Annotated in this window: 14 protein-coding genes and 1 riboswitch; of the genes, 8 read left to right on the forward strand and 6 right to left on the reverse strand. The window is 42.3% G+C overall.

Annotated elements, in window-relative coordinates:
- The first annotated feature begins 111 nt into the window (after positions 1 to 111).
- Both E4K67_RS00410 and E4K67_RS00415 read left to right on the forward strand, forming a co-directional pair.
- Positions 112 to 858 (forward strand): MgtC/SapB family protein, encoded by a 747-nt coding sequence (locus E4K67_RS00410; RefSeq protein WP_135544454.1) that lies wholly within the window; start codon positions 112 to 114, stop codon positions 856 to 858.
- A 329-nt stretch (positions 859 to 1,187) separates the two neighbouring features.
- Positions 1,188 to 1,772 carry a hypothetical protein gene (locus tag E4K67_RS00415; protein ID WP_135544455.1) on the forward strand — a complete coding sequence of 195 codons (585 nt, stop codon included), beginning with the start codon at positions 1,188 to 1,190 and terminating at the stop codon, positions 1,770 to 1,772.
- A gap of 221 nt (positions 1,773 to 1,993) precedes the next feature.
- Here the strand turns inward: E4K67_RS00415 and E4K67_RS00420 are convergent, their stop codons facing one another.
- Positions 1,994 to 2,542 carry a gamma carbonic anhydrase family protein gene (locus tag E4K67_RS00420; protein WP_135544456.1) on the reverse strand — a complete coding sequence of 183 codons (549 nt, stop codon included), beginning with the start codon at positions 2,540 to 2,542 and terminating at the stop codon, positions 1,994 to 1,996.
- Positions 2,543 to 3,000: 458 nt separating this feature from the next.
- Here E4K67_RS00420 and hcp point away from each other — a divergent pair, with 458 nt between their 5' ends.
- The 4 genes from hcp (at position 3,001) to E4K67_RS00440 (ending at position 7,805) form a co-directional block, all read left to right on the forward strand.
- Complete coding sequence (hcp, locus tag E4K67_RS00425; RefSeq protein ID WP_135544457.1) at positions 3,001 to 4,644, forward strand: hydroxylamine reductase; 1,644 nt, start codon at positions 3,001 to 3,003, stop codon at positions 4,642 to 4,644.
- A 356-nt stretch (positions 4,645 to 5,000) separates the two neighbouring features.
- Positions 5,001 to 5,654, forward strand: coding sequence for a hypothetical protein (locus tag E4K67_RS00430; protein ID WP_135544458.1), 654 nt, complete (start codon positions 5,001 to 5,003; stop codon positions 5,652 to 5,654).
- A gap of 269 nt (positions 5,655 to 5,923) precedes the next feature.
- Positions 5,924 to 7,213: an HD-GYP domain-containing protein gene (locus E4K67_RS00435; RefSeq protein WP_135544459.1), complete on the forward strand. Its 1,290-nt coding sequence runs from the start codon at positions 5,924 to 5,926 to the stop codon at positions 7,211 to 7,213.
- A gap of 22 nt (positions 7,214 to 7,235) precedes the next feature.
- Positions 7,236 to 7,805 (forward strand): DUF5317 domain-containing protein, encoded by a 570-nt coding sequence (locus E4K67_RS00440; protein ID WP_135544460.1) that lies wholly within the window; start codon positions 7,236 to 7,238, stop codon positions 7,803 to 7,805.
- 137 nt (positions 7,806 to 7,942) lie between these two features.
- On the opposite strand, the gene E4K67_RS00445 is transcribed toward E4K67_RS00440, so the two are convergent.
- Both E4K67_RS00445 and E4K67_RS00450 read right to left on the reverse strand, forming a co-directional pair.
- Positions 7,943 to 8,695, reverse strand: coding sequence for a tRNA threonylcarbamoyladenosine dehydratase (locus E4K67_RS00445; protein WP_135544461.1), 753 nt, complete (start codon positions 8,693 to 8,695; stop codon positions 7,943 to 7,945).
- Positions 8,696 to 8,783: 88 nt separating this feature from the next.
- Positions 8,784 to 9,557, reverse strand: coding sequence for a TetR/AcrR family transcriptional regulator (locus E4K67_RS00450; RefSeq protein WP_135544462.1), 774 nt, complete (start codon positions 9,555 to 9,557; stop codon positions 8,784 to 8,786).
- A gap of 288 nt (positions 9,558 to 9,845) precedes the next feature.
- A riboswitch (cyclic di-GMP riboswitch) is annotated at positions 9,846 to 9,932 on the forward strand.
- Between the two features lie 86 nt (positions 9,933 to 10,018).
- On the opposite strand from E4K67_RS00450, the gene E4K67_RS00455 reads away from it, so the two are divergent.
- Positions 10,019 to 10,372 (forward strand): response regulator, encoded by a 354-nt coding sequence (locus E4K67_RS00455; RefSeq protein ID WP_420841509.1) that lies wholly within the window; start codon positions 10,019 to 10,021, stop codon positions 10,370 to 10,372.
- A 19-nt stretch (positions 10,373 to 10,391) separates the two neighbouring features.
- Entirely contained in the window at positions 10,392 to 11,009 is a 618-nt protein-coding gene (locus tag E4K67_RS00460) for an HD-GYP domain-containing protein (RefSeq protein WP_135544463.1), read from the forward strand.
- A gap of 123 nt (positions 11,010 to 11,132) precedes the next feature.
- Here the strand turns inward: E4K67_RS00460 and E4K67_RS00465 are convergent, their stop codons facing one another.
- The 3 genes from E4K67_RS00465 to E4K67_RS00475 all read right to left on the reverse strand — a co-directional run bounded on the left by E4K67_RS00465 (position 11,133) and on the right by E4K67_RS00475 (position 15,386).
- Entirely contained in the window at positions 11,133 to 12,875 is a 1,743-nt protein-coding gene (locus tag E4K67_RS00465) for an NADH-dependent [FeFe] hydrogenase, group A6 (RefSeq protein ID WP_135544464.1), read from the reverse strand.
- 95 nt (positions 12,876 to 12,970) lie between these two features.
- On the reverse strand, positions 12,971 to 14,857 hold the full coding sequence (locus E4K67_RS00470) for an NADH-quinone oxidoreductase subunit NuoF (RefSeq protein ID WP_135544465.1): 1,887 nt from the start codon (positions 14,855 to 14,857) through the stop codon (positions 12,971 to 12,973).
- 40 nt (positions 14,858 to 14,897) lie between these two features.
- The gene (locus E4K67_RS00475; protein WP_135544466.1) at positions 14,898 to 15,386 is read right to left on the reverse strand and encodes an NADH-quinone oxidoreductase subunit NuoE family protein; all 489 of its coding nucleotides are present in this window, start codon (positions 15,384 to 15,386) and stop codon (positions 14,898 to 14,900) included.
- Between the last annotated feature and the right edge of the window lie 329 nt (positions 15,387 to 15,715).

A 15,715-nucleotide genomic window follows, 5' to 3' on the forward strand; every position in this document is an offset into this window, starting at 1 on the left:
TGACTAATTAATATGTCTAAAATACTCATCTTTAACAAATAATTTGTACGTTTCATCAAGAAGAACTTAACGACTACACAGTTTAAATTATTGAGAAAGATGTGAAACAGAATGCATATTACGGAATATGAGATTGCTTTAAGATTACTTTTGGCTTGTGTTTTTGGAGGGGTAGTAGGCTTCGAAAGAGAACGACAGGATAGTCCGGCAGGATTTAGAACGCATATTTTAGTATCCCTGGGTTCTGCTTTAATTATGGTCCTATCTATGTATGGATTTAATGATTTCAATTCAGTCAATAAAGACCCCGCCCGACTAGCCGCTCAAGTCGTTTCTGGTATCGGATTTTTAGGAGCGGGGACTATTTTAAGAGACAATACATCCATTAAAGGATTAACAACTGCCGCCTCACTTTGGGTTGTTGCAGCGATTGGACTAGCTGCAGGAGCAGGATTCTATTTTTCGGCCTTTTTTGTGACAGCTTTAGTTTTCCTTACTCTAGAGCGCTCTGTCGAAACTTATTTCTTCAGAAATAAGCAAACATTAAAAGTAGTTGCCGTAAATGGGACTTGTAAAGTTAAAGAAATAAACCGCCTTTTGGAATTACACGGTATAATTCCTCAAAATATCTCTATGACTTTGTTAACAGAGGAAAACAGCAGAACCATCATCGAATATAACCTAAGAACTCCCTTCCGTAAGATAAATATGGAGAATATTATCGAAGATATCAATGAAATTGACGGAATATACTCTGCTGAACAAGAGGGTAACGCTAGAAGTTCGTCACGGTTTTCCTTCCTCACTCATCAACGATGGCCATTTAGTAAAAAACCTAAAGATCCTCCCTCTATGTAGGTTAGATACGAAGAAAATACTGTATTCGTTCTTCGAGGTGCCACTCCCGCTTGTAGAAGTGGAAGTCTCATAATATGATACACTCATCATAAACAGAGGGTTTATGAAAATGGGTAATACCCAATTTCCATAAACCCTCTGGATGTTCTGGAAATCCAGTACGTACCATAATTAAAAAATCAATTATTAGATATATTAATTATGGTCATGTTGACTTGGGATAAGCACAATGCTAATCTTCTATTGTGAGGATGTATTGCCCACTTCCTATTTTGCAGAGTTATGTGAAATCTGGAACTTAAGATAAGAACATTAAGGAGAAGATAGAGATGGAGATGGAGTCGGGGGAAAGAACTTATCCAATATGGTTATTATTTGATCCAAGACATCCGGTACGCCATGACATATGGACACCAATATTAGATGAAGTACAGGACAAAGTATATAGGGAAACCCATAGAAGAGTAGATACTTCTAAAATACTGATTAGAAATGCAATTAGTAATAGTTTGCTAGTTCCTAATACCTTAAATTGGTGGGCAGAAGAAGTAGTCTCAGAAATAGGAGTATTTAGGGAAATTGCTCTTGAATATAATCCAAAGATTCTTATAACCTTTGGTGCATTTGCTTTTGAATTTATAAGGCGTGTTTACAAGACCAAACCTAAAAAAGGGCCTAAGCATTGGGGGACTGCTATCTTAGGAGACGAATTTAGAAAGTCAATTGAGACCTTTGATATAAACACCACAAATAGGATTCCTTTACTCCGACGAGTTATTACGAGTGGTAATTATATAGAAGCTCACAATTATTTCTGTCGGAATGCTGGTGAAAATTATTTCAATTATGTTGGAGTAAACATCGCCGAAAGAATTATTGAAAATAAGGATGATTTAGATATCTGGATAAAGTAGAAAGTAACAAGTGGCTTTTAAATAATGAAAGGAGGGGAATTATTATAAATATGAAGAAAACTAACAAGAGTCCCGATAAAAAGAATTCGAATCGAAGTATTTGGGATTACATTGCTGCGGGCGCATTTATAGTGGCAGGTACCTACTTTCTCGCGACCCAGCGTCTGAGTCAAGGCGCAATCTATATATTAGTAGGCCTTTTTTTTATTTTCATCACAAGGTCAAGACAAAAATAAAGTGAACTTTTTAACCAACGAATCATTGAGCAAACCTCGCATAGCATCGTTTGCTTTGCTCACATATCGTTCAGCAGTTGCGAACATCGCTGATACTTCCGCCTCAGTAAGCTCTCTTACCACTCGTGCAGGTACTCCCATCAGCATAACGCGCGGTGGATAGGATATGTTACCAGGAACAAGGGCACCTGCAGCAATAGAGGTTTCCTCATTTATTATGGCACCATCAAGAACGATTGCTCCCATTCCGACAAGTGAACCTTTACCAATTTTACATCCGTGGAGAATAGCGGAATGACCAATCGTCACAAAATCCTCAATTATTACAGGTTGATTTTCGCTGACATGAATAGCTACCAGATCTTGGATGTTGGTATTTTTTCCAATACTGATTAACGCTAAATCACCTCGAATGACTGAGTTATACCATACGCTGGATTGTTCATCGATCGTTACATCTCCAATTATTTTACAGCCATCAGCAAGAAATACACTTCTGGCAATTTTGGGTGTCCTAGTTGGGTCATTAAGCATTGCTTATTCCTCCGTTTAATGGTTTATTGTTACCATTCAGTTAGATGTTTGGTATCTAATAATGCTCTCTTAATAATCTCCATTATACTGTAGCCTATACAGCAGTTGCAATTGAGGACTTAAATATGCACTCTTCTAGTCCTCCAGAGAAGACTCTGCGTTTGTAACTGAGATAGTTGCTTTTGAATCATTTTTTAGTATGTAGGTTTAAGATCTATAAAATTGTATTTGAGTAGTTTAACCAGTGCGCCATCGGCGTGCTTTTTTGGTTTTAAGCTTAATTTATTGGAGTATTGGTGTATCGGGAAATAATCGCCAAGATAAGCTCAGTGTGATTTATCTCACACCAAAAGAACCGCTGCAATCACAGAATCACGAGCGGGATTGATTTATACTAACCTTAGTCAAGTTCAAGTCGAGTTACAGAAAATTTAAATAAAATTTAGGGGGAAACAAGAATGAGTATGTTTTGTTATCAGTGTCAGGAAACAGCCAAAGGAACCGGTTGTACGATTAAAGGAGTTTGTGGAAAACCTGAAAATGTTGCCAAATTACAAGACCTTCTGATCTACACTTTAAAAGGGATCTCTGTTTACGCGGTTCAAGCGCGTGAACGCCATCTTATCCGTAAAGATGTCGATAAATTTATCATGGAGAGCCTCTTCAGTACGATTACAAATGCTAATTTCGATTCAAGTCGTTTCGTAGATCGAATCAAAGAGGGGCTTGAACTCCGCGAAGATCTTAAACAAGCAGTCCTTAGAGTGGGCGGTAAAATTCCAGCGAACTTGCACGATGCAGCAACTTGGACAGCACCTGCCGCTGAGTTCGAAGCGAAGGCCGCACTAGTTGGCGTCTTAGCAACAGAAAATGAAGACGTTCGCTCACTCAGAGAACTGCTCACCTACGGCCTAAAAGGGATTGCTGCATATGCTGAACATGCATATACTCTGGAGTACAAAGAAGCGGGAATCTTCGCCTTCATCGAAAAAGCTTTGGCCGCCACACTCGATGATACGCTCGCCGTTGGTGATCTCGTCGCCCTCGTCTTGGAAGCAGGGAAATATGGGGTTGACGTGATGGCCTTACTCGATAAAGCGAATACTACTTCCTACGGTAACCCTGAACTCACCAAAGTTAACATCGGAGTTAGAAGTAACCCAGCCATTCTGATCAGCGGTCACGATCTGAAGGACCTCGAAGAATTACTGATCCAGACGCAAGGGTCTGGCGTGGATGTCTATACACACGGGGAAATGCTTCCTGCCCACTACTACCCAGCCTTTAAGAAATATGACAATTTCGTAGGTAACTACGGAAATGCTTGGCATAAACAAGTGACAGAATTTGAGTCTTTCAACGGCCCAATCTTTTTAACCACCAACTGCCTCGTACCACCGAAAGATTCGTATAAGGATCGTGTCTACACCACCGGAGTGGTCGGCTTCGAGGGCGTTAAACACATCGCAGAGCGCGTAGACGGAAAGCCTAAAGATTTCGCCGAACTTATCGCCCATGCCAAGAATTGCCCAGCACCGACAGAAATCGAGACGGGAGAAATCATCGGGGGATTTGCCCACAATCAAGTCATGGCACTCGCTGACAAAGTTGTCGATGCCGTCAAAACGGGAGCCATTAAGCGTTTCTTCGTCATGGCTGGCTGTGACGGACGTATGAAGAGTCGTAACTATTATGCAGATTTCGCGAAAGCACTACCGAATGACACCGTGATTCTCACGGCAGGGTGTGCAAAATACCAGTACAATAAACTGGACCTCGGAGACATCGGCGGCATTCCAAGAGTCCTCGATGCCGGACAATGCAATGACTCCTATTCCTTGGCAGTGATCGCCCTTAAACTGAAAGAAGTATTTGGACTGGAAGACATCAATCAACTTCCAATCTCCTATAACATCGCTTGGTATGAGCAAAAAGCGGTCATCGTCTTACTAGCGCTACTCTCCCTAGGCGTAAAAAATATTCACTTAGGACCGACGCTACCAGGCTTCTTGTCCCCCAATGTCGTAAATGTCTTAGTTGAGAACTTCGGTATTGCAGGTATCTCTAGCGTTGAAGAGGATCTCAAAATGTTCATGGCTTAATAGTACACCCAGAAAGCCCCCCTTTACTGAACTCAGTAAAGGGGGGCTTTTTGATGTAAGTTAGGGGACGATTCTTCATACTTGTACCTCTTGCAATCTGCTTAGTACAAGTTGGGGGCCGGTTCTTTAAACTTCTCTGGCATACCTGCTTAGGAATGTGAGTTATTTTTCATGTTACATAACAGTAATTGTGGACGAAAAATCAAAGTTTTTGGTCTGACGTGTTCTAAATAAGAAAAAGACGAAGGTTTTGCCACTTTTGACAAAAACGAGGGAGGAATAATCAGACGAACGTCGAAAATACATCTTTACAGAGTAAATGGAAAAAATAATTTAGATTACCGAGGAGTGTTATCATGTCAGAGATGTCTTGTCCAACTCAAGACTGGGAGCAGGCAATAAAGCAAATCAAGTCTGTTATAGCAGCTCGGATTAAAGTCAATTATCAAGGCGAAATCGAAGAGGTTCACATACTAGCCAGCGCAGGACGTGTCCCTAAACAGATCGTCAGGGATGTAGAATCTATTTTGGTAGCTCAATTTGATTTGCAAATTGATCATAAGAAAATCAGCGTAGCACAAGTGGAAGATGATGAAGACGTAACCCTCGCTATTATAGAGTCAACGCGTCCCAAATTGATTGGCGTGACACTCAGAACTGTCAATGGAATGGCTGAAGTTAAGGTGGAAATGTTAACAGGCGACAAGATTATTGAAGGAATCGCCCAGGGACCATCTTCGGCTCATAATAAGTTGCGTCTGTTCGTTGAAGCCACTCTGAAAGCGCTTTCCCCTCTCACTTTAGATAAATTTATTTTCGTCACTGAGGATGTTGGAGTTACGCAACTTGCTAAACAACAGATTGCTCTGGTATCTATAACCATGATCACCTCCGCAGGGGAACAATCCCTTACCGGATGCGCCTTGGTCAGAAACGATGATCGTGAAGCAGTCGTAAAGGCAACTCTTGATGCTGTCAATCGAAAACTACGGTTTCTTAGAAACGATTAACTTGCTAACTTTGGCCGACTTACCTAACAATTAGATTTGAACTCTGTGTTAATTCCCTACATAGCGGAGCGGAAAAAACAGCGGAACGGAAAACGAGCGAAGCGGTTAAACTGTCCCTTTGATAAAAAAGATCAAGGAGGTTTACCGCAAATGAGCAAATTATTCAAAGCTATTACTGTTCTCGTTACTCTCGTTCTTGCCGGTGGCGCAATGTATAAGATCTAATTGTAAAGTAGTCGGCCAGATTATATAAGGGGTTGGAGTGGCGAATGGAAGGTTTACCGAAGAAATTTAAAATCTTTTTTACTTTTGTAACTATCTCTGCCACACTGATTCTAGGTTGGAACATTCTTCATACGGATTGGAGTATGGCCCTGTTAATTCAGCTATTAATCTTTGCTTTTCTAGGAATCACCAGTGAATCTTTACCTGTTGCCCTACCAAAAGGTGGGTACGTAACGGTCAGTTATGCTATTTTCCTTTCTTCGCTGATTTTGTTTCCCTTAGGAGTAACTCTGACGGCTATGGCTTTGGCTGGACTCTTTGTGTTTGGCAAGGCTGGGTCAGAACAGCCTCTTTTTAAACGTGTTTTTAATGCATCGCAATTTGTCTTGTCTTTAGCGATCGCACATGAAGTAATGAATTTTATTAATCCTTCTTCTTTTCGATTTGATTGGTTATCGTTACTACTTTATTTAATAGTTGCCTCAGTTTTTTTGGTAATAAATATTACCATCGTATCAGTCGCCTTAGGAATGATGTTCGGCAAATCTCCTTCGGCAATATGGGTCAGTAATATCCGTTGGTCTGTGCCTAACTTTATGGCACTCGTTCCTCTCGGCTTTTTATTGGCTTTAATTTATAATAATTATGGTCCGATGGGGCTGCTACTGCTCTTTATACCACTGTTAATTTCTCGACACGCTTTCCAACTTTACATCGACATGCGAGAAAATTATCTTAGCACAGTTGAAGCTTTAGTCCAGGCGCTGGAAGCTAAAGATACCTACACTAGTGGACATTCTGCCAGAGTCGGGAAACTCGCCGTTGCTATCGCAGAAGAAATTAAAATGAGTGAGGAAAAGATTCAGTCACTAAAATACGCAGCTGTGTTGCATGATGTAGGCAAGATTGGGGTAAGCGAATTAATTCTGAATAAAGAAGGTAAATTACTGGATTCAGAGTGGGAATCTATCCGCAGTCACCCAGTTATTGGTCAAACAATTATTAAAGGCATAAAATTTATGTTTGATATAGGAGAAGTTGTACGTCATCACCACGAGCGTTATGATGGGAAGGGCTATCCAGATGGAATTAAAGGAGAAGAAATCCCATTAGAATCCCGGATCATTGCTGTTGCAGATACTTATGATGCGATTACTACGGATCGGAGTTATCGCAAAGGCAGTACACATGACGAAGCCATTGTTGAACTTAAGAGAGTCGCTGGATCTCAATTGGATCCGGAGATCGTGGGAATATTTTGCAAAGTGGTCACGAGTGAAATGACAGCGCGAACGGTCGGTTCTGACCAATTACAAACTGCTTTAACATATTAGGACGGCTTTTTAGAGGTGAAATATGCTCATAGAAACTTTGATTCTAGCTTTACTCGTAAGCCTTATAAGTGGAGGAAAATTAAGTCGCTTAGGAGAGCTCGTTCTACGGGGGTTTTGGCTGGTCCCTTTAGCTCTCTTGATACAGAGTGGCGTATATTGGGCAGCTGTTCAAGGAATTAAGTTAGGACCAAGTTGGGTAAGTCCAATGCTTGATACAGGGTCCTATTTTTTATTGCTAATTTTCACGTTGCGTAATAGACCACTGCCTGGGATGCGTTACATCACCTTGGGAATTTTGCTGAACACCCTTGTAATTGGGTTGAATGGAGGGTTAATGCCAGTTGATCCAATTTTTCTTTCTGAGACAAGTCGTAATGTCTTGCAAGAGGGACAAGGAACTCATGGGTTGATGACTTCGTCAACGCATCTTAGCTTTTTGGCGGATCGATTTTATTTCGATGTGTTGGGACTAAGAAAACAAGTGTTCAGCGTCGGGGATGTTCTTATTGATATAGGTATTTTTATCCTAGTGTTTAAGACGCAACAGCAACCTCGAGAGATCGGACCTATTGCATGTAGAAAAACAACGTGAAATCCATGATAAAGAAACTGGTTAGGAAAAAGCAGGTCAATACTGGGTTGCCCTGAAACATTTAACGTACAGACAAAAAAATGACGCACTAATTCGAGCCTGCCCGAAAGGGCGGGCTTCAGTCATAAGTTGAGGAGCTAATCTATCAATAAATCCCTCACAACTTCCCCAGCAATCAGCAGTCCAACAACAGATGTAACGAAGGAAATACTTCCGGGGATTTGGCGTTTTTCTGCACAATGAGCATCCCCACTAGGACAGATACAGTTATTTGTGCAATCAGCTTGCGAGGAGATCGGAGTCAGTGGTAGATCTGTAGTCGATACGACCTTAAGCCCTTTTGTAATACCTTCTTTGCGTGACAATTTGCGTACCGCCTTGGCAAGCGGATCCCCGCTGGTTTTGGAGATGTCTGTTACCTTGTAGTTAGCCGCAGTAAGGCGGTTTCCAGCCCCCATGCTTGAGATTAACGGGATTTTACGGTGCAAACATTCTTTGACCAGACTCACTTTACTGGACACAGTATCAATAGCATCAACCACATAATCTAGCTTACGTCCAAGCATGCGGTCGGCATCCTTGTCAGAATAGAACTCCTTGATCGTTTCGACATTAGCCTCCGGATTGATTTCCAGAATTCGACGTTTCATGACCTCGACTTTGGCTTCCCCTACAGTAGAGTGGAGAGCATGTAGTTGGCGATTAATATTCGTTAGACAAATATCATCATAGTCAACTAAGATTAAATGTCCCACAGCTGCACGGGCCAGAGCTTCAACTGCAAATGAGCCAACCCCCCCAATTCCCAAAATCATGATTGTACTTTTACGGAGCTTTTCTAAACCCCTGCTTCCAATAAGCAGTTCAGTTCTTGAGAATTCGTGTTGCATATTGCCCTCCACCTATTTTAAGTGTTTAGTTTATCATAACATAACCTGCTTATTCACCATATAAGCAGGAAAAGGCATCTAATCAAGTTCATGATTCCTGTTTTATCAATATTGTATTAAATAAAAGAGCGAGCACGTTATTTTTTATTCTACCATTAATATCAAGTGAAGGGTTAATCTTACTAAAGTAATCAAGACCACTCAGGGCTGCCAACACGACTACCGCTATACCCTCCACATCCAGATCTCTGTGGAAAATACCTTTTTTGACGCCAGATTCGAGAACATTTATTAAACTATTAACAAAAAAGTGATGTAAGTCTTTTGAGTACCCATCTATTTTCTTATTGTAGTTATAGGCTTCTGAAAATAAAGTGCTCGGATAAGGCTTTTCTATATATTTACAAAAACCTGTAATATATTTTTCCAATACCTCTGCAGGATTTTCAATATTTAATAATGTTTTCCCTGCCACTCGTTTGATCATTTCGGTTTCATATTTGACACAGTATTCTAAAAGCTCCTCTTTAGATTTGAAGTATTTGTATAACGTCGTTCGCCGGATCCCAGCTGCTTTCGCTATCTCATCCATGTCAATTCTGTTGTAGCCTTTCTTACTAAAGCTTTCCCGGGCCTTTTTAATAATGTCCTCCCGCTCATCAATGATTTGTAGGCCATTACCTCCTTGTTTTAGTTCGTTAATTAGAATTTTTTTTGATGGAAATATTTCATAAAAGGTCCTCTTACTGATATTGCATTTTTTAACTATATTTAATATGGTCAGGTTATGTATTCCTTCACTTTCGATAATATCTTTGGAACATACGAGGATCTTATCTCTATTTAATTGTTTCCTGTCCAATAGCTACAACCCCTTCAATGAAAAAATCTAGTACTGTAGAAAAGCAGCAAATCCAAGTTCAACACCACATAATTATTATACGATATTGACAGTTACATAATGATGGTAATATACTGAACACTGTGTTGCAATAAGTACCATTACCTGAAAACATTGTAAAAAGCAGACTAGTATAAATGGCCATTTTTGGAAATGTTTATACAGATATTCAAATTTAGTTGAACGAGTTTATACAGCTTTAATTATATCAGCTTAACCTTCGTCGTTCATGCCCCAAACTAATATATAGCTTGAAAAAGGCAAACTTAGCGAAAGCTAAGGACGCAAAGCCACGGATCTTCTACCTTGAAAAGTAATGATCGCCGGGCTACCAAGGGTGCTGCTAAGCTATACCCGTTGGGTATGGTTTTTTTTTATAACAGTTAGTCTATTGTATCCTGGAAGTGAGGGAAGATAATATCATGCAGATTTTGGTTGTGGATGATTCGATATTTATGAGGAAGGTAGTTCGGTCAGTGCTAGAAAGAGGAGGACATCAAGTTATCGGTGAGGCTTCAAATGGTCAAGACGCCATCAGCCAATATAGGGACTTAAAACCTGAATTGGTAATAATGGATATTACCATGCCAGTATTGGGCGGTATGGAATCATTAAAAGAAATTCTCCGCTATGCGCCGGATGCAAAAGTATTAATGTGTTCAGCAATGGGACAAGAAAGTATGATCGAGGAATGTATTAGGTACGGAGCAAAAGGCTTTATCATAAAACCTTTTAAAGCGGATTTATTATTAAAGGAAATTACGAACATATCTTAAGAAGGAAAGAGAGTGGCGAATGTTGAAGGCAAATATCTCGGAGTTTTTTTTCGATAGAGGGTTTTTAAAAAATTTGAAAGCAAATACTAATCAGTCGAAAATAAATATCCAGCTTATCCACACTCTTTCCGCTGCTGTAGAATATAACGATGAATATAATAGGGGGCATTCGTTGCGGGTTGCCACTTATGCCCGAAAGGCTGCAAGGCAGATGGGGTTTTCGCGGAACCTGGTCGAGACTGTGTATATTGCAGGTCTATTGCATGACATTGGTAAGATCGCGGTACCAGCAAGTATTTTGCAAAAACCAGGAAAGCTAACAAACGAAGAGTTCATTCAAATTAAAAGACATGTCGAATATGGAGTCAATATATTGCGAAACACGGAAAGATTTAAGGATGTAATCCCAATGATTGCTGACCACCACGAACGTTGGGATGGCTCAGGCTACCCAGTGGGCAAGAAAGGGACAGAAATTCACCATGGAGGGCGAATTATAGCTGTTGCAGATGCTTATGATGCCATGACTTCACGCCGAGTTTATCGCAGCTCAGTAGATAAGGAAGATGCATATCGTGAATTAAGAAACTGCAGTGAGAGTCAATTTGATCCTGAAATAATTAAGTGTTTCTGTTAAATATCAAAGTGAAGAGGGAGGAGGGACCGGTTCTTGTTCGTACAAGCAAGAACCGGTCCTCCTCCCTCTCCGCATGTATGAAAAAGAACTGTCTTTCTGGGAGTGAGAATCGTTCCATCTCCCCTATATTTTCCTGCGTTTTGTGAAGCTGGTGTGGAGCAATTGATGCGCCCTTTCTCCATAAGGTTCGCCGATGTAATCCTTATAGAGAGCGAGAACTGCTGGATTTTCGTGCGACTTTCGCAAAGGCTTGGAGCGGTCTTCTTCATAAATGGCGTTGGCACGGGCTTTAAGAAGTTCAACATTGCCATGGTGATAGGGTTGCCCTCCTCCACCGATGCATCCACCAGGGCAGGCCATAATCTCAATTACATCATAATGGGCTTCCCCAGTTTGTATTTTTTCAAGAATATAGCGGGCATGTCCTAGACCGTGCGTGACCGCAACCCGATAATCGCGCCCAGCGATCGGGATGATCGCTTCCTTAATTCCATCCATTCCCCGGAGAGCTTCAAACTCCACTTTCTCCAGAGTTTCACCGGTTATCCACTCATAGGCGGTCCGCAGGGCTGCTTCGAGGACTCCACCTGTCGTCCCGAAAATCACGGAAGCGCCAGTCGATTCTCCTAGGAGGTCATCAAATTCTTCATCTTTGAGATGTTCAAAATGAATGCCCGCTTCTCGAATCATACGTGATAGTTCTCGGGTAGTTATGACGATGTCCACATCCGGCATGACCTGGCTTTGCCCCAATTCGGGGCGGGCTGCTTCATATTTTTTGGCTATGCAAGGCATGATTGAGACAACAGTAATTTTCTTAGGATCGATCCCATAGGTCTCTGCATAATAGCTTTTGGTTAAGACCCCTAACATTTCATGGGGAGATTTGCAGGTCGAAGGAATGTCCAGCAAATCCGGAAATTGATGTTCAAAGAATTTGACCCAGGCTGGACAGCAACTGGTGAGAATAGGTAATCGTCCGCCGTTTTTTAGGCGGTGAACCAGCTCGGACGCCTCCTCCATAATCGTTACATCCGCCGCAAAATCTGTATCAAAGACGCGGTCGAAACCAAGTCGCCGTAATGCCGAAACCATTTTGCCGGTGACAATCGTCCCTGGTTCTAAACCGAATCCCTCCCCAAGAGCAACCCGTACGGCGGGTGCTGTTTGCACGACGACAAAGCGTGTAGGATCGTTAAGTGCCTTCCAGACCTTGTCGACTTGATCCAGTTCCATCAAAGCACCAGTGGGGCATACCGCAACACATTGTCCACAGAACGTGCAAGAGGTGTCGTGTTGAGGTAAATCGAAGGCGGTTTTAACCACAGTTTCGAAACCGCGACCCACAGCAGAGTAAACGCCAACAGTCTGAACCTCGTTGCACATCGTTTCACACCGGCGGCAGCGAATGCATTTGTTGGGGTCGCGGATAATGGCTAAACTAGATTTATCAATCTCAAACTCACATTCTTCTCCTTCATAGCTGATATTACGCACGCCTAAATCTGCCGCGAGAGATTGGAGGTCACAGTCTAGGTTCTTGGCACAGGTTAAACATGATTTTGGATGGTCAGAAAGGAGGAGTTCAACCATGGTACGTCTAGCCTGGATAGCTAGAGGCGTATCTGTTTTAACGACCATGCCATTTTGTACAGGGGTTGAACAGGAGGGGGCCAGATTTCGTCGCCCCTCGATATCGACCAAACACACTCGGCAGGAAGCAATGTGATTATTGATGTTCATTTCATGCAGGTTAAGGTAGCATAAGGTTGGGATATCGATGTTTATAGTGCGGGCAGCATCTAAGATGGACATGCCTTTTGGTACGGTAATAGGGATATCGTTAATGGTCATCTGTATATCCATCGGAGTTCCTCCTTCAAGGGGTTCTTTATCCAATCGTGAGACTCCCACTTCTACAAGCGGGAATGGTACGATGGTCAACTTTAGTTGATACGAGTTTAGTGACGGGTGATAGCACCGGCAACACGGCATTGCTCCATGCATGCCCCGCATTTTAGGCAACGTTCTTCATCAATGACGTGGCGCTCCTTGCCTGAGCCAGTGATGCAATTAGCCGGGCAGTGTTTTGTGCAGAGGGTACATCCTACGCACTTTTCGGTAATGCGATACTTCAACAAGCTCTTACATACACCCGCAGGGCAGGTTTTATCGACGATATGGGCAAGGTATTCGTCTCGGAAATACTCGATCGTGGAGAGGATTGGGTTTGGAGCGGTCTGTCCCAGTCCACAAAGGGAAGAGGTTTTCACGATTTTTCCGAGCTGAACAAGTTTGTCTAAATCATCTTCAGTCCCTTTGCCTTCTGTAATTTTAGTTAGGATTTCATGAAGGCGTTTGGTACCGACACGACAAGCAGTACAGCGACCACAGGATTCGTCTACAGAAAATTCAAGAAAGAATTTAGCAATATTGACCATACAATCGTATTCATCCATGACTATGAGCCCTCCGGATCCCATCATAGATCCAATGGCGGCTAAGGATTCATAATCAATAGGAGTATCTAAATATTTGGCTGGAATACATCCTCCTGAGGGGCCTCCCGTTTGTGCGGCCTTAAACGTTTTATGGTTTTTGATTCCCCCGCCCATGTTAAAGATAATTTCACGCAGGGTTGTTCCCATGGGGACTTCCACAAGTCCTACATTTCGAACCTTTCCAGCGAGTGCAAATACTTTGGTTCCTTTGCTTTTCTCCGTACCGATTCCAGCAAACCAATCTGCTCCCTTTAAAATAATTGGAGGGATGTTGGCAAGAGTCTCCACGTTATTAACACAGGTGGGTTTACCCCATAACCCCTTTTGGGCAGGGAACGGAGGTTTGACAGAAGGTTCTCCTCTAGCTCCTTCGATGGAATGAATCAGTGCTGTTTCTTCACCACAGACAAAGGCTCCGGCACCGTATTTGAGCTCAATATCAAAGCAAAAATCGCTACCTAAAATTCCTTTGCCAAGTAAACCGTATTCCCGAGCTTGTACAATAGCAACTTCTAACCGATGAATAGCTGCAGGATATTCTGCGCGGACATAGATAAAACCATGACTAGCTCCGATCGCCGAGCCCGCAATGAGCATAGCTTCTAAAACACTGTGAGGGTCACCTTCTAAGACAGAACGGTCCATAAAGGCCCCGGGATCTCCTTCGTCAGCATTGCAAATAATGTATCGTTGCTCGGCCTCGCTCTTGCGTGTGAGTTCCCACTTCAAACCAGTGGAAAAGCCACCACCGCCACGCCCACGGAGCCCGCTATTTTTGATCACCTCGATAACTTCAAGTGGAGTCATGTGGAAGAGTACCTTAACTAAGGCCTGATAGCCGTCCGCAGCGATATATTCTAAAATATTTTCAGGGGCGATAAAACCGACATTGCGCAGGGCGATGCGAAGCTGACCCTTATAAAAGGGGAGGTTGGATGCAAATCGTTCTTTTGTAATCGGATCTTTATAGAGAAGGCGTTCTACTTGGTTTCCTTTAACGAAGTGTTCTTCTACAATGGTTTCTACGTCCCCAACGGAAACCTCACAATAGGTAGTGTTATCGGGGTGAATCTCGATCATCGGGCCTCTTTCGCAAAAACCAAAACAGCCAGGTTGGAAAATCTGAACCTGTTCAGATAATCCGCGTCGACTTAGTTCCTCCTTGAGAAAGTCAGCGATTCCAGGACTGCCTGAAGAGTGACAACCAGGTCCCCCGCAGATCAAAACGTCCCTGTGCTGGCCTTGTGCATCTTTAATTGTGACAGGGTTGGATATGCGTCGGTTTTTTAGGAGACTGAGGTTTTGTGCCTTAAGCGCATTCAGCGCATCAGCATTTTCGAGTTTCATCGATGGCTTCCCTTCCTTCAATACATTAAATTTTCGGACTCTAATCTTCCGGGCGGTAGTTTTCAAGGACCTGTCTAACTTCCTCTGGTTCATGTATTCGGCCATAGACTTTCCCATCCACCATCATGACTGGGGCAAGACCACACGCTCCAATACAGCGCAGAGAATCTAATGAAAAGAGATTGTCTTCGGTGGTTTGCCCAGTTTTAATCCCCATCTGTTTTTCTACTTCTTTTTGTAACTTCTCTGCACCTCGCACAAAACAAGCTGTACCCATGCAAATGTTGGCAGTGTGTTGTCCCCGAGGTTTCATGGTGAAAAAGGAGTAGAAACTCACGACCCCGTAGACTTTGGCCGCAGGAATGTCAAGTTTCTGGGCGATATGTAACTGTAACTTGTCGGACAGGAAGCCGAAGAGTTCCTGGGCTTGATGCAGGATCCCAATTAAGTTTTCCTTTTTGTAGGGGAGGCTGTCGATATAGTCATCCAGCCGGTGATAGTTATCATCGCTCGAAGTGTTGTCACACATACAAATCCTCCTTATAGTATTGATTCTAACGTTCAGTGTTCCCATTGCTTCAAAATTTAGACTTAGAAATTTGAAGGAGCTATGAACTAATTGACATAAAATATTTATAGGAATTATAATAAGGGACTGGTAAACTCTCCAAGAGGGTAACCCTCGTGATGTTCAGAAGAACAACTGAGAGAGGGATGTCGAATTTGGTGGAACCCCCGGTTTTTGACTTGCATTCTGGTGTTAGAACAAAAAATAGATTAAGATAGATAAATGGAAATGAATTGCACGACACATATCGTCGTAGAATGCCAAGACACTTCCGCATAATGTTTAATGTA

The organism is Desulfosporosinus fructosivorans (assembly GCF_004766045.1).
In the GTDB taxonomy this organism is placed as follows: Bacteria; Bacillota; Desulfitobacteriia; order Desulfitobacteriales; family Desulfitobacteriaceae; genus Desulfosporosinus; species Desulfosporosinus fructosivorans.

Excerpts from the sequence above, each read along its gene's own strand:
- E4K67_RS00420 (WP_135544456.1), bottom strand. The coding sequence starts at position 2,542 with ATGCTTAATGACCCAACTAGGACACCCAAAATTGCCAGAAGTGTATTT.
- E4K67_RS00475 (WP_135544466.1), bottom strand. The coding sequence starts at position 15,386 with ATGTGTGACAACACTTCGAGCGATGATAACTATCACCGGCTGGATGAC.
- E4K67_RS00430 (WP_135544458.1), top strand. The coding sequence starts at position 5,001 with ATGTCAGAGATGTCTTGTCCAACTCAAGACTGGGAGCAGGCAATAAAG.
- E4K67_RS00435 (WP_135544459.1), top strand. The coding sequence starts at position 5,924 with ATGGAAGGTTTACCGAAGAAATTTAAAATCTTTTTTACTTTTGTAACT.
- E4K67_RS00445 (WP_135544461.1), bottom strand. The coding sequence starts at position 8,695 with ATGCAACACGAATTCTCAAGAACTGAACTGCTTATTGGAAGCAGGGGT.
- hcp (WP_135544457.1), top strand. The coding sequence starts at position 3,001 with ATGAGTATGTTTTGTTATCAGTGTCAGGAAACAGCCAAAGGAACCGGT.
- E4K67_RS00465 (WP_135544464.1), bottom strand. The coding sequence starts at position 12,875 with ATGGATATACAGATGACCATTAACGATATCCCTATTACCGTACCAAAA.
- E4K67_RS00470 (WP_135544465.1), bottom strand. The coding sequence starts at position 14,857 with ATGAAACTCGAAAATGCTGATGCGCTGAATGCGCTTAAGGCACAAAAC.
- E4K67_RS00415 (WP_135544455.1), top strand. The coding sequence starts at position 1,188 with ATGGAGATGGAGTCGGGGGAAAGAACTTATCCAATATGGTTATTATTT.
- E4K67_RS00410 (WP_135544454.1), top strand. The coding sequence starts at position 112 with ATGCATATTACGGAATATGAGATTGCTTTAAGATTACTTTTGGCTTGT.
- E4K67_RS00440 (WP_135544460.1), top strand. The coding sequence starts at position 7,236 with ATGCTCATAGAAACTTTGATTCTAGCTTTACTCGTAAGCCTTATAAGT.
- E4K67_RS00460 (WP_135544463.1), top strand. The coding sequence starts at position 10,392 with ATGTTGAAGGCAAATATCTCGGAGTTTTTTTTCGATAGAGGGTTTTTA.
- E4K67_RS00455 (WP_420841509.1), top strand. The coding sequence starts at position 10,019 with ATGCAGATTTTGGTTGTGGATGATTCGATATTTATGAGGAAGGTAGTT.